Below are 16,789 nucleotides of genomic sequence, written 5' to 3'. Positions count from 1 at the left end.
ATGCGTGTACTGGGTATTGAAACATCCTGCGATGAAACCGGCATCGCGATTTACGACGACGAAAAAGGGCTTCTGGCCAACCAACTGTATAGTCAGGTGAAATTGCACGCTGACTACGGCGGCGTCGTGCCTGAACTGGCCTCTCGTGACCACGTGCGTAAAACGGTTCCCCTGATCCAGGTGGCGCTGAAAGAGGCCGGGTTGAGTGCAAAAGATATTGATGCCGTGGCCTATACCGCAGGACCGGGCCTGGTCGGCGCGCTGCTGGTCGGCGCAACGGTAGGGCGTTCACTGGCCTTCGCGTGGGATGTTCCGGCCATTCCGGTTCACCATATGGAAGGGCACCTTCTGGCGCCGATGCTGGAAGACAATCCGCCAGCGTTCCCGTTTGTGGCGCTGCTGGTTTCCGGTGGTCATACCCAACTGATCAGCGTAACGGGTATTGGCAAGTATGAGCTGCTGGGCGAGTCAATTGACGATGCAGCCGGTGAAGCCTTCGACAAAACCGCCAAGCTGCTGGGGCTGGATTACCCGGGCGGCCCGATGCTCTCGAAAATGGCCGCACAGGGCACGGAAGGGCGCTTTGTCTTCCCACGGCCGATGACTGATCGTCCGGGGCTGGATTTCAGCTTCTCCGGTTTGAAAACCTTCGCGGCGAACACCATCCGCAATAACGACGACAGCGAGCAGACGCGTGCCGACATCGCTCGTGCGTTCGAAGATGCGGTGGTGGATACGCTGATGATCAAGTGCAAACGCGCGCTGGATCAGACCGGCTTTAAGCGCCTGGTGATGGCAGGCGGCGTGAGCGCCAACCGTACGCTGCGCGCGAAGCTTGCAGAGATGATGCAAAAGCGTCGTGGGGAAGTGTTCTACGCGCGTCCTGAATTTTGTACCGATAACGGGGCGATGATCGCCTACGCCGGGATGGTGCGCCTGAACGCTGGCGCAACGGCTGACCTGAGCGTGTCCGTGCGTCCGCGCTGGCCGCTGGCGGAGCTGCCTGAGGCGTGAACGGCTCTCCCGTCATCGCGGCGGGGGAGTTTTATATCCTGATGTCGAAAATCTGGTTCTTGATGATCAGCGAGTAAAGCTGGCAGTCGTTTTGCACATCCAGCTTTTCCATCGCCCGGATCTTATGCGCACTGACTGTTTTGATGCTCAGGTGCATATGTTGTGCAATCTCCTTTAAATTTAATCCGTTACATATCAGACGCAGCACATCGATTTCCCGCGGCGAGAGTTTCTCTATATCTGTCATCTCATGACGAAAAAGCATATTTACCAGCTGGCTTTCGATAAAGATCTCACCTTTAAGAACTGTAGCAATCGCCTGGCTTAATGTTTTCTCGTTGATATCCCGCGACAAATACGATCTGACGCCTTCCTTTAGCGCCTGACGAATAAACATGGCGTTTGCATAGGGCGAGAGCAGGATAATGCTGAGCGCAGGATAAGTCTGATGGAGCCATCTCAACAGCTTCAGACCGTCCATACCCGTGAGAGGAGAGCGATTAAAGCTGGTTGTCAGTGAATAGCTGAGGATAACGATATCGGGGTTATGCTGACCCAGAAGCGACAGAAGTTCTGCGGAAGAGGTTGCTTCACCGGTCAAAACACATCTCTGATTCATGCCTGAGGCGGGTAACGAGAGCGCTTGCATCATTGAGGATAAGCCGCGGCGAATCAACGAGGATTCTTCAGCGATAACGATTTTAATGTCCATAATGATGCGTCGTATTAACCCTTACATGATAATGGCGGGTTTGGAAACCCTCGCAAGATATATCCTTATTAAAATCCAGACTGCGGTAAAATAGCAGTAACAATGAGAGTATTTTTAACGGCGGTGGATGTTGATTATTTCATTATGATTAATCTTTACGGTTTTTGTATCCAGGTGTATCCTCGCGTTGCGAAATATAAAGAAACGAGTTAAAGATTTTTCTTATTCAATTATAGAAAGATCGTTCCCCCAGATTAGGATGCTCTTATTCATCACGGTGCATGTATCACAGATACTGAAAAAGGAGAAATGTCGATTCACAAAGGAACCGTGATTACCATGAAAAAAAGTACCTTGTCCCTTTTTATTTGTGCAGCAATTTCATTTTCCGCTGCGGCAGAAAATCAGGTGCAAAATGAGTTTGCACATGACAATGCGACCTACACAGCAATTGTACTCAAGCTAAAACCCACTACAGGTTTGCTAAAAGCGACAAACAATAAAATTACCCTGAATGATCCTTCCCTTATCACCACAAATATGTTTAGGCCGACTAATTTGCGTAGTTCAAATCAGTCATCCGAGTTAACGGAACTCAATAAACGCTATGGCTTTGACCGTTATCTGCGTATCGCGTTACCGCAAGATAAACGTCAGGATAAAACCTACATTAACCATATTATTACTGAGCTGGAGCAGAATCAGAACGTAGAGTTAGTTTATCCGGAGGCCGAACCGGTGTCGCTGGATGAAAACGCCCTTACGCCGCAGGTTAAATCTTCGGTAAATAATAATTTAACGTCTGCCGCCGTTCCGGATTTTCGCAATAAGCAGGATTATCTCAAAGCACCTGATGTTAAGCGCGCCGGTTATTATATGGGGGGCGTAAACCGCGAAAGCGTAGATCACTATGCAGGCAGTGCGGGTGAAGGGGTGACGATTATTTCAACGGAAATTTATCCCTGGAATACCCAGCACCTCAACTTACCGCCAATGAGCCTCAGCTCTGGAAAGACAACGTATGTTGAAAAGCAAGATCATGACACCGCTTCTGTCGGGATTATGGCAGCGAAAGATATTGGCACCGGTATTCGAGGGATAAGCTGGAAAAGCCGACTGGGGTACGCGGCCTCAGCGCATAATAACCTCTATAATTTAATTCCGTTGCTAAAAGCTGGCGATGTGGTGCAGATCGGGGTACACGTAGCGGGCGGTTATCCAGCGGGTTGCCAAAAGGATTGCTGGGTGGCAATGGAGTCCGAACCCGCCTATTACGATGTGATTAAAGCGCTGACAGATAAAGGCGTTCACGTTATTGAGGCGGCAGGTAACGGGAACGTCAACCTGGATAGCCCAGGCTTCCAGGGGGAGTTTGACGTGAACGTGCGGGACTCCGGGGCTATCCTGGCGGGTGCGTTTTGTGCAAAAGACGGTAAAAAAGCGTCGTTCAGCACCTATGGTTCGCGCGTCACCAGCTCTGCATGGGGCTGCTGGGACGTAGTGAGCACAGGTTATGGCGATCTCTATAAAAATGGCGGCGTTAACGATTCTTATACCGCGACGTTTGCCGGAACTTCTTCCTCGAACCCGATTATTGCGGGTGTGGTAGCCAGCCTGTCAGGCATCGCCAAAGCCAACGGTATTACCGTGACACCGCGTCAGATGCGTCAGATTCTGGCAGAGACCGGAACGCCACTGGCCAACGGAGATTCGGCAAAAGTGGGTACTCAACCTGACATGGAGCGTGCGGTGGCCCGTATTATGGCGCTCAAAGACGGTAGCACGCCTGTCGCGCCGGCTCCAACGGCTGTGGCAGGCGCAGATTACGCTCTGGTTTCTCCGACCACGGGGGTGATCACCTACGCGCTGGACGGCAGTAAGAGCCTGAATGCCAAATCGTATAACTGGCGTGTGACAAAAGGGGCAGAAACCTTCTCGCTGGAGGCGACACTGAACGGCGCGCTGGTGAAGAGCGTGGACAGCGCGCATGCCTATGCCGTCATTCCTGCCAACAGCGAGGGGGAAGCGACCTTTACGCTGACGACGACCGGCGCGGATGGGCGAACCGCGACGGACAGCATGACCATCACCGTCAGTAAGCCAGCGGTACCGGCTAAGGATGACACCCCGGCAAAAGATGACACACCGGTAAATCCTGCGGCACCGGCCTATAACGCCAAAATTGCCTATCCAACCCGATGCACCAAAGTGTCCTACAACGGTAAAGTTTGGCTCAACCAGTGGTATGTCAACCCGGGGCAAGAAACGCCGGGAACCGGCGGCCAGTGGGGCGCATGGCGCGAACAAGGGTCTTCCAATAACAGCTGCAAATAACCATCACGGCCTGGCGTTATGCCAGGCCTTTTTCAGATCCGCAGCATCCCTTTCTCTTCCAGAAACGCAATGATCGTCGCCAGCCCGTCACCCGCTTTCAGGTTGGTAAAGGTCCACGGACGCTCGCCGCGCATGCGGTTAGTGTCGCGTTCCATTACCTCCAGCGACGCCCCCACGTACGGCGCGAGGTCGGTTTTATTGATCACCAGAAAATCGGATTTGGTGATCCCCGGCCCGCCCTTGCGCGGGATTTTTTCCCCTTCGGCCACGTCGATGACGTAGATGGTGAGGTCCGCCAGCTCCGGGCTGAAGGTCGCGCTCAGGTTATCCCCGCCGCTTTCGACGAAGATCAGATCCAGATTGCCGAACTTCTCGCTGAGTGCTTCCACCGCCGCCAGGTTCATTGAGGCATCTTCGCGGATGGCGGTGTGCGGACAGCCGCCCGTTTCCACGCCCACGATGCGCTCTGGCTCCAGCGCACCCGCCTCGGTCAGGATGCGCTGATCCTCTTTGGTGTAGATATCGTTAGTCACCACCGCCAGGTGATAGGTATCGCGCATCGCCTTGCAGAGCGCTTCCAGCAGGGCAGTTTTGCCCGACCCTACCGGGCCGCCCACGCCAACGCGCAGGGGATGTTTGTAATCAGCCATATTGACTCCTCAGGAACGGAATAGTCGTGAATATTGGGTTTCGTGGCGCGCGGAGGCGATGGCGGACAGCGGCGTAGCGGCCCCCAGCGCGTCGTCGCCACGTAAAAATGCCTGTTCAAACCCGGCGGCAAAATGGTCGCTCAGGTCGATAATCAGCTGTTGTGCGGCCTGCTGCCCAAACGGCACCAGCTTGACGCCCGCCATCACCGCGCTCTCAATCCAGCTGTAGCCCAGGCTCAGCGCCAGCTCACGCGCGCTAATGCCCCAGCGCACGCCGAGCCACGCCATGCCGCAGAGCTGGCTCTGCGTCAACAGCGGCAACCATTCTGGCGGGCAGGCGGGTTCCCAGCTTTTAACCAGGCGCGTAAAGGCCGCGCCACGGTTGCGTTCTTCATCGCGCAGCTCGCGCGTTTCCCGGCAGGCGAGCAGGTATGCCGTCCAGCGTTTTGCTGTCGCGACGTCCTGCTTCTCGCAGGCACGATAAAGGCGTATAAACAGCGGCAGGTCGACGCAGAAAAAGCTCTGCTCCATCTGCTGGATCTGCCAGCGCCTGAAGGCCTCAGCGTCCGTGACCCACCCGGCCTCAACGGCCCACTCCAGCCCCTGCGACCAGGTAAACGATCCGACCGGCAGGCTACTGCTGGAGAGCTGTATCAGGCGCAGCCGCTGGCGGGCGTGCTCCATCAGCTCATCAGCGCCAGCAGGGCAGAGACGATCAGCCCGCCACCGAAGGTTTTACGCAGGCCGTCGTGACGGCGCAGCAGCAAGCCTGCGGCGAAACTGGCGCACAGCACCGTGGCGCTGGCGAACATAAACCCGCTGGTGAAGAGCCAGAAGCTGTGGCCGGACATCTCCACGCCGTGCGCCCAGCCGTGGAACATCGCCAGGGCTGGCACCGCCAGCAGCAGGCGATTTTCAGTCTTAAACATCATTACGCCGCAGACCGCCAGCGAGGCGATAATCAGCATCTCCATGCCGCTAAAACCGCCGAGCAGGCTTCCCGCAACGGCGCCAGCAAGCATCATGCCGAGCGTTGCTAACGGCAGCAGCAGCTTGCGGCCGCTCAGGGCGGACAGCACGCCAGCCCCCGTCAGCATCAGCAGGTGATCCAGCCCGGTCAGCGGATGGAGAAATCCGGCCTGGAAGCTGTCGGTCCCGTGGCCCGGATGGGCAAGCGCCGGAACGGAAAAGGCCAGCAGAAACAGCGGTAAATACTTGCGCATGATGAGTCCTTAATGTGAATGAGAGTGGGAGTGGCCATGGCTGTGGGCATCGCTGGTGTAAGCGCCCGCTTCTGGTTCAAAGGGCAGGCTGGCGAAGGTCACCTCCAGCCCGAAATGACGCAGCATGTCGTCAAGAACGTGGTCGTGGTGGTAGCGCAGCTCGCCGGGCATAATTTGCAGCGGCACGTGACGGTTGCCCAGGTGGTAACAGGCGCGGGCGAGCAGGAACGGATCGGCGCAGCGCACCACGGAAACCGACTCCGGGGCCGCGATCACTTCGATCACCTCGCTGCCGTCGTCGGTGGTCAGCAGATCGCCGCCGCGCAGCAGCAAACCGCGCGGCAGCATCAGCCCGGCTTCGCGACCGTCGTTCAGGGCCACGCGGGCGCGGCTTTTCACCCGCACGTCAATCGGCAGCGTGACGCTGGCGGTAGTCGGGTGTGCGTGGTCCAGGCGTTGGGTCAGATAAATCATCATCACTCCTCAAAACAGGAAATAGCGTTGTGCCATCGGCAGAACGTCAGCCGGTTCGCTGGTAATCAGTTCGCCGTCGACGCGCACCTCGTAGGTTTGCGAATCAACGGTGATGTTCGGTTGCAGAGCGTTGTGGATCATGTCCGCCTTTTTCACCGTCCGGCAGCCTTTCACCACCGCCGTGGCGCTCTGCAAGTTGAGCTGCTGCGGGATGCCGTTCGCACTGGCGGCCTGCGAGATAAACGTCAGCCGCGTGGCGTGGCGCGCGGCGCCCAGCGATCCAAACATCGGGCGGTAATGCACCGGCTGCGGCGTGGGGATCGAGGCGTTGATATCGCCCATCGGTGCGCAGGCGATCATCCCACCTTTGACGATGGTGGCGGGCTTGACGCCGAAGAACGCCGGGGACCAGACCACCAGGTCCGCCAGCTTGCCCGCCTCAATCGAGCCCACTTCATGGGCGATGCCGTGGGTCAGCGCCGGGTTAATGGTGTATTTGGCGACATAGCGCTTCACCCGGAAGTTGTCGTTATCGCCGGTCTCTTCCGGCAGCGCGCCGCGCTGAACCTTCATGCGGTGGGCGACCTGCCAGGTGCGAATAATCACTTCCCCCACGCGGCCCATTGCCTGTGAATCTGACGAGGTGAGTGAGAACGCGCCGATATCGTGCAGCACGTCTTCGGCGGCGATGGTCTCCCGGCGAATGCGGGATTCGGCAAACGCCACGTCCTCGGCGATATCCGGGTCGAGGTGATGGCAAACCATCAGCATGTCCAGGTGCTCGTCGATGGTGTTGACCGTGTAGGGCAGCGTCGGGTTGGTGGAGGAGGGCAGAATATTCGGGTGCGCGCAGGCGATGATGATATCTGGCGCATGGCCGCCGCCCGCCCCTTCGGTGTGGAAGGTGTGGATGGTGCGCCCGGCGATGGCGGCCAGAGTATCTTCGACAAAACCGGACTCGTTCAGCGTGTCGCTGTGCAGCGCCACCTGGATATCCATCTCTTCAGCGACCTCCAGCGAGCAGTTGATGGCCGCAGGCGTCGCACCCCAGTCTTCGTGGATCTTAAGCCCGATGGCACCTGCCGCGATCTGCTCGCGCAGCGCGTCCGGGTTTGAACTGTTCCCTTTGCCCAGCAGGCCAATATTCACCGGCAGCGTATCGGCAGCCTGCAACATGCGGGCGATATACCATGGCCCCGGCGTGCAGGTGGTGGCGTTTGTACCTGCCGCGGGCCCGGTGCCGCCGCCGATCATGGTGGTGACGCCAGAGACCAGCGCCTCTTCCGCTTGCTGCGGACAGATCCAGTGGATATGGGTGTCGATCCCGCCAGCGGTGACAATCTTGCCTTCGGCGGCGATCACTTCCGTTGCTGCGCCAATCGGGATCGTCACGCCGGGCTGAATGTCCGGGTTTCCGGCTTTGCCGACGGCGAAGATCCGCCCATTTTTTACGCCGATATCCGCTTTCACGATCCCCCAGTGATCGACGATCAGCGCGTTGGTGAGCACCAGATCCACGCAGTCGTCGGCGGTCATCTGCCCCTGTCCCATGCCGTCGCGGATCACTTTTCCGCCGCCGAATTTAACCTCTTCTCCGTAGATCGTGAGATCGTCTTCTACTTCGATCCACAGTTCGCTGTCGGCCAGCCGCACTTTATCCCCGGTCGTGGGGCCGAACATATCGGCATACGCCTGGCGTGAAATCTCAGCCATGTTTCACCTCGCCCATGATCTCGCCGCGAAAACCGAAAATGCGCTGTGCGCCCGTCACCTGCACCAGCGTCACTTCCCGCTTCTGGCCGGGCTCGAAGCGCACAGCGGTGCCCGCCGGGATGTTCAGCCGGTAGCCTCGGGTGGCCTCGCGATCGAACTTCAGCGCCGGGTTGACCTCGTAAAAGTGATAGTGCGATCCCACCTGGATCGGCCTGTCGCCGTGGTTTTCCACTATCACACTTCGGGTTTCGCGCCCGACGTTGAGAGCAATGTTGCCGGACTGGATCCGGTATTCACCTGGGATCATCACGCGCTCCTTACACGATCGGGTTGTGGACGGTGACGAGCTTGGATCCGTCCGGGAAGGTGGCTTCCACCTGAATATCCGGGATCATCTCCGGTACGCCCTCCATCACCTGATCGCGCGTCAGGACGTGGCGGCCGGCTTCCATCAGCGAGGCGACGGTTTCGCCATCGCGCGCGCCTTCCATAATAAAGGCGCTGATCAGCGCGACCGATTCCGGATAGTTGAGCTTTACCCCGCGCGCGAGGCGGCGTTCGGCAACCAGCGCGGCGGTGAACAGCAACAGCTTGTCTTTTTCTCTGGGAGTCAGTTCCATAGCGTTTCTCTTATGTCTGCCAGATGCGCGGCGAACAGGCGGTTTTGGGGGTTAAAAGCGGGCGAAGCGACTGCCAGATATCGCGCATCACCCGCTGACAAATCAGGTTGTCGTGCGAGAGAAAACGCACCGACAGCAGATCGTCGGTGAGCGTCGCCCCGCCAAAGTTTTCCAGCGGGGCGAGCCGCTCGCGCACCGTGTCGAGATGTGCTTCCCGGGCCGGATAGAACAGCAGCGTGCCGACCCACGGATGGTCCGCGACGGGCGTCAGATCGCCACCGCTGAGATGCAGTCGCTCAATCAGACGCGGCTCGCCATCCACCCACACCTCAAGGCGGCTCTCCAGCGTGCCTTGGCTGAAGGTTTCGTTTATCACCGGACGGCCCAGACAGTACAGCTCCCACGCCAGCAGCGTGCTGGTGGCGTGCAGGTGAAAGACGGAACGCAGCGCGGCGTTAGCGCCGGGGAAAATAATGGTGTCCTGCGGCAGCCACTCCAGCGTGGCCTCTTCGTCGAGGTAAAAATGCTGACTGAGGCAGGCCAGCGGGCCGCTGCTGCGATAGAACTTGCTGGCGCCGGGCATGGTGATGAGGGCATGGCTTTTGGCGTCGAGCCGCACGGAAATATCCAGCGTATCCCCGCCCACAATTCCGCCTGGCGGGTGCAGCAGGTAAAGGTGGCAGGTTTCCCCTTCGGGATAAAACGGACGCTGAACGGTAAGTGGCCCGGTGTGACGCGCGGAATGGAGGAGGGTTTTCTCAGGGGTATGACAAAACTGGAGGGCAAGCGAGGCCTGCCAGCCTTTGTATGAATTATCAGTGACCTGAGTTGCTAACATGGTGCTTCCACTTCCGCACTATCGGGATACGTTTCAGTATGCCCTGGCGGAAATGAAGGCTGTCATATGAGTCGCTTATGGATAAAAAAACCGGCTCATGTGAGCCGGTTTCAGTAATGTAGGCCGGGTAAGCGCAGCGCCACCCGGCAAGAAAGGCTAGCGATAATCCTCTGCATCCACATCATACCCCGACGGCTCCCAGCGGATCGCCAGCAGCGAGGCCAGGCCGATAAACGGCGCCAGCGCAATCACCCAGAACACGGCGGTATCCAGCGAGGCGACCAGCAGCGGGAACAGAAACAGTGATAGCGTTGAACTGCTGCGCATCAGCGTCTGGTTAAGCCCCACACCCACACCGCGCAGCGAGGTCGGGTAGCTCAGAGAGGCAAACGTCATGGTGTGCGCACCCGGACCAAAACCCTGGCCAAACAGGAACAGCGCCAGCATCGCGACGGCGACCACGCCTTCCGTGGACCCGTCAGGGCGGCCAATCAGCGCCAGGCCGAGCAGCGCCGCCAGCTGGCACGCATAACCCGCCAGTGACATCCGCCATGCGCCGAAGCGCGGAACATAGCGCACCGCCAGCAGCCCGCCGACAAACGCGAACAGCAGATTAAGCGCCAGCGAGATCAGAATGGTCGTCAGCATCGACTGCACAAAGAAGCTGGAGATGATCACCGGCAGGCCAAAGGCTACGGCGTTATAGGCGAACGAGGAGACGACCGACAGCAGCGTGGCGAGCGTGGTACGCCGCAGATAGATACCGCGGAACAGGTTCAGGTAGTTCGACCATTTTGCCTTGTTCACAACAGGCGCGGGCTGGTCGAGCGCATCCTGCGGTACGTGGGCATTAATGTTGTAAAACTGCCGCAGGATGGACGCCGCCTCCTTCAGATTGCCCTGATTCGCCGCCCAGACCGGGGATTCGCTCATATAGCGGCTGCGGATGGCGATAATCACCAGCGCGGGCACCGCGCCAAAGCCAAGGATCAGACGCCAGAGCCAGTCGCTGTGGCTTTCCGGCAGTACGGCGTAAAAGAAGAGCACCAGAAGATAAGAGATGCTGATGGCAGCATACCAGGTGGGACACCACATCGCGACGCTGGAGGCTTTATTCCCCGGGCCTTTCAGTCTGGCGAACTCGCTGAGAAACGCCATCGCGACGGGAAGGTCGATCCCAACGCCAAGACCCATCACAAAGCGCGCGCCCGCCAGCACATATTCGTTCGGGGCCAGCGCACAGGCGATAGCGGCAACGACAAAGAATACCATATCGGCCATAAAGACGCGGTAGCGCCCGATTTTATCCGTAAGATAGCCGCCGAGCAGCGCCCCGACAATCGCGCCAAACGTAATGGCTGAAGCCACCATGCCGGTACCGGCGGGCGTCAGGTTAAATTCGCGGGTGATGTCTTTGATGCCGAATGCCAGCGCGCCGAGATCGTAGGCATCGAGAAAAATTCCCCCGAGCGCGATACCGACCACGATGCGGGCATTGGCCCGGCCCTGAGAGCCGTCATTAACGAGACGTGAAACGTCCGATGCGCTGCGTACCCACTTGATGTCGCCATCCGGGGTGTTTGCTGCCGCTGGAAGGGGAGTTGAATCTGTGATTTCTGCCATTTTCTTTTTGTGTGGTTGTGTTGTGTCTCTAACAGTTACCACAGGCAGAAGGTGACAAAAATCACATTTGGTTATAAGGCATAACGAACGGTTTACTGAGCGTCTTTCTTTTTACGTCTGAGCTTCGTCCAGATCTTCGTTTCCTGACGACGCCACAGGCGTTGAATGTTGTCGTGATGGCGCAACAGGATCAGACACGAGAGCATCGACACCGGGAAGGTAAACTGCGGTTTAAACCACCAGACATAGAACGGGGCGATCAGTGCGCTGACGATGGCGCCCAGCGACGAATAACCGCTCAGCAGGATGGTCAGCAGCCAGGTGCCCGCCATCACGCCGGTGAGATCCCAGCCGATCGGCGCAATCGCGCCAAACGCAGTGGCCACGCCTTTACCGCCTTTAAAACCAAAGAAAACAGGCCAGATGTGGCCGACGCAGGCGGCGATGGCTATCAGCCCCAGCCAGAAGGGTGTGACGCCGAGCGCATACGCGCCCCAGACGGGAAGCATTCCTTTCAGAACGTCAAAAATCAAAACCGCTACGGCTGCTCCCTTGCCGCCAATTCGTAGTACATTGGTCGCCCCCGGATTCCCGGAACCACTTTCACGCGGGTCAGGCAACCCGGCGATGCGGCAGACCAGAATGGCGCTGGAGATTGAGCCGCAAAGGTAGGCGAGGATAATCATTCCAGGCGCGATTGCACTCATAACGCTGTTCCGTTTTGAAAATGTATCTGTATTCTCAGCATCTGTGGATAATACGCATAATTCGCCGGAAGTGGTATCCGGTTTAGCCAAAAAGCAGGCAGGTCGTGATGGATATTGTATTTATAGAGCAACTTTCGGTAATCACCACAATTGGTGTTTACGACTGGGAACAGACCATCGAGCAGAAACTGGTGTTCGATATCGAAATGGGCTGGGATAACCGCAAGTCAGCGAAAAGCGATGATGTGAATGATTGTCTGAGCTACGCCGACATCAGTGAAACGGTCATCGGCCATGTGGAAGGGCAACGATTTGCGCTGGTAGAACGCGTGGCGGAAGAGGTGGCAGACCTGCTGCTGAGCAAATTTAACTCCCCGTGGGTGCGCATTAAGCTAAGCAAGCCGGGCGCGGTGGCGCGCGCCGCCAACGTGGGCGTGATTATCGAGCGTGGCACAAATCTGAAAGGAAAGATTTAACGTCATAATAGCTAAACCATTTTAGGTTATATCGGTCTTAGAGCTGTATGTTTCACGGTAGCCGTTGTGGCAACCGTTTTTTTATATCTTTTTAGGGGTTTATAGATGAGCGATATGCACTCGCTGCTGGTGGCGGCAATACTGGGTGTGGTCGAAGGATTGACGGAGTTTTTGCCGGTGTCCAGTACGGGCCATATGATTATCGTTGGCCATCTGTTGGGCTTTGAAGGCGATACCGCAAAGACGTTTGAGGTGGTGATTCAGCTGGGCTCTATCCTGGCGGTGGTTGTGATGTTCTGGCGTCGTCTGTTTGGTCTGATCGGCATCCACTTCGGGCGTTTGCCGCAGCGTGAAGGAGAGGGCAAGGGGCGTCTGACGCTGATTCATATTCTGCTCGGGATGATCCCGGCAGTGGTGCTGGGGCTGGTGTTCCACGACACCATTAAATCGCTCTTCAACCCGATTAACGTGATGTACGCGCTGGTTGTCGGCGGCTTCCTGCTGATTGCCGCCGAAGTGCTGAAGCCAAAAACCCCGCGTGCGGAAGGTCTGGACGATATGACGTATCGTCAGGCGTTTATGATTGGCTGCTTCCAGTGTCTGGCGCTGTGGCCGGGCTTCTCCCGTTCAGGGGCAACCATTTCCGGCGGGATGCTGATGGGCGTGAGCCGTTACGCGGCGTCTGAGTTCTCGTTCCTGCTGGCGGTGCCGATGATGATGGGCGCCACCGCGCTGGATCTCTACAAAAGCATCGGCTTCCTGACCGTGGGTGACATTCCGATGTTCGCCGTGGGCTTTATCACCGCCTTCATTGTGGCGCTGATCGCCATCAAAACCTTCCTGCAACTGATTAAGCGTATTTCGTTTATTCCGTTCGCGATCTACCGCTTTATCGTCGCGGCTGCCGTGTACGTGGTCTTCTTCTGATGACCGACCGCCCTCAGTCTTTCGGCTGAGGGCAACGTTTTTCCTTCCACGCCGCAACCGCATCAATCCGCCGCTTCGTCAGCTCTTCGCGGATCTCCGGGCCTTTAAACCCTGCCTCCACCACCTCTTTCGTTGGCACCGCTTTCGCTACGTCCCACGCCTCACGCAGCAAACGACCCTGCGGATAATCGGACGCTTCAAACCCGGTACGCCCGCGCACGTCAGCCTCGCTGGTGAGCGCGATCTGCTCCACGCGCTGCGGCTTGCGCCAGGCGTCGATGTTATCAAACAGCCTGACGATGGTGGCGGGTTTCAGGATCGGGAAGGTGTGGATCAGGTCGTGGAACTCGGCGACCAGCTTTGCCAGATCGCGAATGTCATTCGGCACGCGCAGGCGCTGGCAAAGCCCTTCAACCAGCTTTACGCCAGCCGGACCGTGCCCGTGATGGCGTGGCCACAATTCCTTTGGCGTTAACCCTTTGCCGAGGTCATGGCAGAGAGTGGAAAAGCGCACGTCCACTTCAGGACTGAGCATAGCGGCCATGCTCAGCGTCATCAGGGTGTGAATGCCGGTATCAATTTCCGGGTGCCATTTCGCCGGGGCGGGCACGCCAAACAGCGCATCTATTTCCGGGAACAGCACTTTCAGCGCCCCGCAGTCGCGCAGAACCTGGAAAAAGATCTGCGGATTACGGGTAGTCAGGGCGTTTTCGGTCTCTTTCCAGACGCGTTCTGGCGTCAGGTGTTCCAGCTCGCCCGCGTCGGTCATGGCCGTCATCAGCGCCATCGTCTCGTCGGCGATGCGGAAGCTGAGATGGGCATAACGGGCGGCAAAACGCGCCACGCGCAGTACGCGTAACGGATCTTCAGAAAAGGCGGGGGAAATATGGCGTAAAAGACGGTCGCGCAGATCGTTCTGGCCGCCGTAGACGTCGATAATATGGCCGTTTTCGTCCTGCGCCAGAGCATTAATGGTGAGATCGCGGCGCAGTAAGTCCTGCTCCAGCGTCACATCCGGCGCGGCATAGCAGGTGAAGCCGGTATAACCGGAACCGGATTTCCGTTCGGTTCGCGCCAGGGCGTACTCTTCCCGGCTTTTCGGATGGAGGAACACAGGAAAATCGCGGCCTACCTGCTGGTAGCCCGCGTCAATCATCGCTTCGGGCGTGGCACCGACCACGACCCAGTCTTTATCTTTGACCGGCAGACCTAATAACGCATCACGTACCGCACCACCGACCAGATAACTCTTCACGCCAACACTCCCGTTTTCTCTTTTCGCAAGATGATACGTAAGTGTGGCAGAGAAGACGAGTTAGTTCATCCAGCGGTCTTTACGTTTACGGCTTGGGATAAGGTGAGGAAGCACCAGACCCAGCACCAGACCGACGCCCAGCACCCCGCCGCCATACATAAACCACTGCATGATGATGGTGCGTTGTTTGTCATCCAGCTGTAGATTCGCGGCGTTCACTTTCTTCTGCGCGACGATCAGCTCATTTTTCAGCTTCTGATTTTCATCTTTCAGACCGGCGATCACGCTGTCGCTTTGCGCCACTTTCTGCTGCATCTCTGCGGTGCGCTGGTTCCAGGTGCCGTCGATGTTGTTCAGCTTGTCAGTCAGGGTTTTCACCTGATTTTCCAGATCCGGCACGCGGGTGCGCAGGCTTGGCACCGTGCTCAGCTCTTTCAGCGGGATCCATGAGGTGCGGCCAGAGCTGTCACGAACCTGACCGTAATTGGTGTCTGCGTTAGTTTGCAGCAGAGTCACTTCCTCGCCGGCATTTACCGTACCCACGAGGCGATAATTGTCTCCAGGGCCGCTGCGTACCCAGGTATTCAGTTCATCAGAAACGTAACGTTTCTCTTCAGCGTGGACCGCGGTTGCGGCGCTAAAAGCGAGTAAAGTAAGTCCAATCAGGCGTAATTTAAGCATATCAGTCGTTATTTTCATAAAAAGTGGAACGATAGTAGTGGTATCAGTGTCGCTACGCAAAGGATTCATCATCAATCGGAATCATCTGTGTCATGATTTCCACCGCTTTAAACTTTTACGCCCGTCAAATTGCTCATTGCGTGGCAATTTGGCGCAAAATACTATGTACTGACAAACAAATGGCGAGTAAGTTCGCCTTCATCGACGCGTCTGTGACGCACGCAAAAGTACAAGGCTATGGCACAAGAGATCGAATTAAAGTTTATCGTCGAAAAAGACAGCGCTGACGCGCTCCGCCAGCATCTGAATACGCTGTCCGGCGAGCACCATGAACCCGTACAGCTGCTCAACATCTATTACGAAACGCCGGACAACTGGCTGCGCAACCATGATATGGGCCTGCGCATCCGGGGTGCGAACGGGCGCTACGAGATGACGATGAAAATCGCCGGTCGCGTGGTGGGCGGTTTACACCAGCGTCCGGAATACAATATCGACATCAGTAAGCCAGAACTTGAGCTGGATCGCTTTCCGGCGGAAGTGTGGCCGGAAGGAACGCTGCCCGCAACGCTGTCGGCAGAGGCGCAACCGCTGTTCAGCACCGATTTCTGGCGCGAGAAATGGCTGGTGACGGAAGGCAAGAGCCGCATTGAGATCGCGTTTGATCGGGGTGAAATTAAGGCTGGTGAAGAGCAGGAGCCGATCTGCGAATTGGAACTCGAACTGCTTGATGGCGACGCGAGCGATGTGCTGAAGCTGGCGCGCAAGCTGGTGAACCAGCCTGGGCTGCGTCAGGGCAGCCTGAGTAAAGCGGCGCGCGGCTATCACCTGGCCGCCGGGAATGCGCCGCGCGTGCTGCGAGAAACCCCGATTCTGCGCGTTGTGCCGAAAGCCTCCGTTGAGCAGGGCATGGAAGCGGCGCTGGAGCTGGCGCTCTCTCAGTGGCAGTACCACGAGGAGCTGTGGGCGCGTAACGTGAAAAATGCCAAAAAACAGGTGCTGGCCGCTATGGGGCTGGTACGTCATACCCTGACGCTCTTTGGCGGCATTGTACCGCGTAAAGCCAGCACTCACTTACGTGATTTGCTCACTCAAACCGAAACGCTGATGCTTTCCGACGTGTCGGCACAAACGGCGATCTACAGCCCGCAAAACGCCAGCGCGAAACTGGCGCTGACCGAGTTTCTGGTGACGCGCGGCTGGCGCACCTTCCTCGATGCGAAAGGGCAGACCAAAATTGCGGAAAACTTCAAACGTTTTGCGGATATCCACCTCTCCCGTCACGCGGCCGAGCTGCGAACCACCTTCGCGCATCCGCTGGGCGACCAGTATGGCGATCAGCTTCCCCGCCTGGCGCGTAACATCGACAGCATGTTGCTGCTGTCGGGTGCGTATGAGGGCGTGAAGGCGCAGGCCTGGCTGGAGAACTGGCAGGGGCTTAAGCATGCCATCGAGACCCGTCAGCAGATTGAGATCGAGCATTTCCGCAACGAGGCCATTTCGCAGGATCCGTACTGGCTGCACAGCGGAAAACGTTAATTC

General features: G+C 57.5%; 18 protein-coding genes. 5 read left to right on the top strand and 13 right to left on the bottom strand.

Translation table 11 applies throughout. The annotated features are described in order from the left end of the window. The gene (gene tsaD / locus BFV63_RS18935) at window positions 1-1,014 is read left to right on the top strand and encodes a tRNA (adenosine(37)-N6)-threonylcarbamoyltransferase complex transferase subunit TsaD (RefSeq protein WP_048241786.1); all 1,014 of its coding nucleotides are present in this window, start codon (window positions 1-3) and stop codon (window positions 1,012-1,014) included. A gap of 31 nt (window positions 1,015-1,045) precedes the next feature. On the opposite strand, the gene BFV63_RS18930 is transcribed toward tsaD, so the two are convergent. Next, window positions 1,046-1,726 carry a LuxR C-terminal-related transcriptional regulator gene (locus BFV63_RS18930; RefSeq protein WP_057058774.1) on the bottom strand — a complete coding sequence of 227 codons (681 nt, stop codon included), beginning with the start codon at window positions 1,724-1,726 and terminating at the stop codon, window positions 1,046-1,048. A 558-nt stretch (window positions 1,727-2,284) separates the two neighbouring features. On the opposite strand from BFV63_RS18930, the gene BFV63_RS18925 reads away from it, so the two are divergent. Then, window positions 2,285-4,060: a S8 family peptidase gene (locus BFV63_RS18925; RefSeq protein ID WP_223866345.1), complete on the top strand. Its 1,776-nt coding sequence runs from the start codon at window positions 2,285-2,287 to the stop codon at window positions 4,058-4,060. A 32-nt stretch (window positions 4,061-4,092) separates the two neighbouring features. Here the strand turns inward: BFV63_RS18925 and ureG are convergent, their stop codons facing one another. From ureG to plsY, 10 genes are all read right to left on the bottom strand, one after another. Continuing rightward, a complete protein-coding gene (gene ureG, locus BFV63_RS18920; RefSeq protein ID WP_003862566.1) occupies window positions 4,093-4,710 on the bottom strand; it encodes an urease accessory protein UreG in 618 nt (205 codons plus the stop codon). A 9-nt stretch (window positions 4,711-4,719) separates the two neighbouring features. Then, on the bottom strand, window positions 4,720-5,394 hold the full coding sequence (locus tag BFV63_RS18915; RefSeq protein ID WP_048241789.1) for an urease accessory protein UreF: 675 nt from the start codon (window positions 5,392-5,394) through the stop codon (window positions 4,720-4,722). Then, window positions 5,394-5,933 carry a HupE/UreJ family protein gene (locus BFV63_RS18910; protein ID WP_045335748.1) on the bottom strand — a complete coding sequence of 180 codons (540 nt, stop codon included), beginning with the start codon at window positions 5,931-5,933 and terminating at the stop codon, window positions 5,394-5,396. Before BFV63_RS18910 ends, BFV63_RS18915 begins: the two co-directional genes overlap by 1 nt. A gap of 9 nt (window positions 5,934-5,942) precedes the next feature. Further along, window positions 5,943-6,407 (bottom strand): urease accessory protein UreE, encoded by a 465-nt coding sequence (gene ureE / locus BFV63_RS18905; RefSeq protein ID WP_048244923.1) that lies wholly within the window; start codon window positions 6,405-6,407, stop codon window positions 5,943-5,945. Between the two features lie 9 nt (window positions 6,408-6,416). Next, window positions 6,417-8,120: an urease subunit alpha gene (ureC, locus tag BFV63_RS18900; RefSeq protein ID WP_047053966.1), complete on the bottom strand. Its 1,704-nt coding sequence runs from the start codon at window positions 8,118-8,120 to the stop codon at window positions 6,417-6,419. Next, window positions 8,113-8,427 (bottom strand): urease subunit beta, encoded by a 315-nt coding sequence (locus BFV63_RS18895; RefSeq protein WP_003862557.1) that lies wholly within the window; start codon window positions 8,425-8,427, stop codon window positions 8,113-8,115. The genes ureC and BFV63_RS18895 overlap by 8 nt, the downstream gene beginning before the upstream one ends. Window positions 8,428-8,437: 10 nt before the next feature. After that, window positions 8,438-8,740: an urease subunit gamma gene (locus BFV63_RS18890; RefSeq protein ID WP_003862556.1), complete on the bottom strand. Its 303-nt coding sequence runs from the start codon at window positions 8,738-8,740 to the stop codon at window positions 8,438-8,440. 10 nt (window positions 8,741-8,750) lie between these two features. Further along, window positions 8,751-9,578, bottom strand: a complete 828-nt coding sequence (locus BFV63_RS18885; protein ID WP_003862554.1) for an urease accessory protein UreD — start codon at window positions 9,576-9,578, stop codon at window positions 8,751-8,753. A 156-nt stretch (window positions 9,579-9,734) separates the two neighbouring features. Continuing rightward, window positions 9,735-11,201, bottom strand: a complete 1,467-nt coding sequence (locus BFV63_RS18880) for an MFS transporter (protein ID WP_048241793.1) — start codon at window positions 11,199-11,201, stop codon at window positions 9,735-9,737. Between the two features lie 92 nt (window positions 11,202-11,293). Continuing rightward, entirely contained in the window at window positions 11,294-11,908 is a 615-nt protein-coding gene (gene plsY / locus BFV63_RS18875; protein ID WP_003862548.1) for a glycerol-3-phosphate 1-O-acyltransferase PlsY, read from the bottom strand. A 107-nt stretch (window positions 11,909-12,015) separates the two neighbouring features. Here plsY and folB point away from each other — a divergent pair, with 107 nt between their 5' ends. Next, a complete protein-coding gene (gene folB / locus BFV63_RS18870) occupies window positions 12,016-12,384 on the top strand; it encodes a bifunctional dihydroneopterin aldolase/7,8-dihydroneopterin epimerase (protein ID WP_003862547.1) in 369 nt (122 codons plus the stop codon). Between the two features lie 105 nt (window positions 12,385-12,489). Then, the gene (bacA, locus tag BFV63_RS18865) at window positions 12,490-13,311 is read left to right on the top strand and encodes an undecaprenyl-diphosphate phosphatase (RefSeq protein ID WP_003862545.1); all 822 of its coding nucleotides are present in this window, start codon (window positions 12,490-12,492) and stop codon (window positions 13,309-13,311) included. 13 nt (window positions 13,312-13,324) lie between these two features. Here bacA and BFV63_RS18860 read toward each other — a convergent pair whose 3' ends face one another. Both BFV63_RS18860 and BFV63_RS18855 read right to left on the bottom strand, forming a co-directional pair. Beyond that, complete coding sequence (locus tag BFV63_RS18860) at window positions 13,325-14,566, bottom strand: multifunctional CCA addition/repair protein (RefSeq protein WP_003862543.1); 1,242 nt, start codon at window positions 14,564-14,566, stop codon at window positions 13,325-13,327. Between the two features lie 60 nt (window positions 14,567-14,626). Next, complete coding sequence (locus BFV63_RS18855) at window positions 14,627-15,247, bottom strand: TIGR04211 family SH3 domain-containing protein (RefSeq protein WP_001303390.1); 621 nt, start codon at window positions 15,245-15,247, stop codon at window positions 14,627-14,629. Between the two features lie 237 nt (window positions 15,248-15,484). On the opposite strand from BFV63_RS18855, the gene BFV63_RS18850 reads away from it, so the two are divergent. After that, window positions 15,485-16,786: a CYTH domain-containing protein gene (locus tag BFV63_RS18850; RefSeq protein ID WP_045345585.1), complete on the top strand. Its 1,302-nt coding sequence runs from the start codon at window positions 15,485-15,487 to the stop codon at window positions 16,784-16,786. The last annotated feature ends 3 nt before the right edge of the window (window positions 16,787-16,789 follow it).

The organism is Enterobacter hormaechei subsp. xiangfangensis (assembly GCF_001729785.1).
Lineage (GTDB): Bacteria > Pseudomonadota > Gammaproteobacteria > Enterobacterales > Enterobacteriaceae > Enterobacter > Enterobacter hormaechei_C.
The sequence above is the reverse complement of the archived record's forward strand: the minus strand, read 5'-3'. Positions and strand labels throughout refer to the sequence as shown.

Bases quoted from the DNA above. Each gene is read 5' to 3' on its own strand.
- tsaD (WP_048241786.1), top strand. From the start codon at position 1: ATGCGTGTACTGGGTATTGAAACATCCTGCGATGAAACCGGCATCGCG.
- BFV63_RS18930 (WP_057058774.1), bottom strand. From the start codon at position 1,726: ATGGACATTAAAATCGTTATCGCTGAAGAATCCTCGTTGATTCGCCGC.
- ureG (WP_003862566.1), bottom strand. From the start codon at position 4,710: ATGGCTGATTACAAACATCCCCTGCGCGTTGGCGTGGGCGGCCCGGTA.
- BFV63_RS18915 (WP_048241789.1), bottom strand. From the start codon at position 5,394: ATGGAGCACGCCCGCCAGCGGCTGCGCCTGATACAGCTCTCCAGCAGT.
- BFV63_RS18910 (WP_045335748.1), bottom strand. From the start codon at position 5,933: ATGCGCAAGTATTTACCGCTGTTTCTGCTGGCCTTTTCCGTTCCGGCG.
- ureE (WP_048244923.1), bottom strand. From the start codon at position 6,407: ATGATTTATCTGACCCAACGCCTGGACCACGCACACCCGACTACCGCC.
- ureC (WP_047053966.1), bottom strand. From the start codon at position 8,120: ATGGCTGAGATTTCACGCCAGGCGTATGCCGATATGTTCGGCCCCACG.
- BFV63_RS18895 (WP_003862557.1), bottom strand. From the start codon at position 8,427: ATGATCCCAGGTGAATACCGGATCCAGTCCGGCAACATTGCTCTCAAC.
- BFV63_RS18890 (WP_003862556.1), bottom strand. From the start codon at position 8,740: ATGGAACTGACTCCCAGAGAAAAAGACAAGCTGTTGCTGTTCACCGCC.
- BFV63_RS18885 (WP_003862554.1), bottom strand. From the start codon at position 9,578: ATGTTAGCAACTCAGGTCACTGATAATTCATACAAAGGCTGGCAGGCC.
- BFV63_RS18880 (WP_048241793.1), bottom strand. From the start codon at position 11,201: ATGGCAGAAATCACAGATTCAACTCCCCTTCCAGCGGCAGCAAACACC.
- plsY (WP_003862548.1), bottom strand. From the start codon at position 11,908: ATGAGTGCAATCGCGCCTGGAATGATTATCCTCGCCTACCTTTGCGGC.
- folB (WP_003862547.1), top strand. From the start codon at position 12,016: ATGGATATTGTATTTATAGAGCAACTTTCGGTAATCACCACAATTGGT.
- bacA (WP_003862545.1), top strand. From the start codon at position 12,490: ATGAGCGATATGCACTCGCTGCTGGTGGCGGCAATACTGGGTGTGGTC.
- BFV63_RS18855 (WP_001303390.1), bottom strand. From the start codon at position 15,247: ATGCTTAAATTACGCCTGATTGGACTTACTTTACTCGCTTTTAGCGCC.
- BFV63_RS18850 (WP_045345585.1), top strand. From the start codon at position 15,485: ATGGCACAAGAGATCGAATTAAAGTTTATCGTCGAAAAAGACAGCGCT.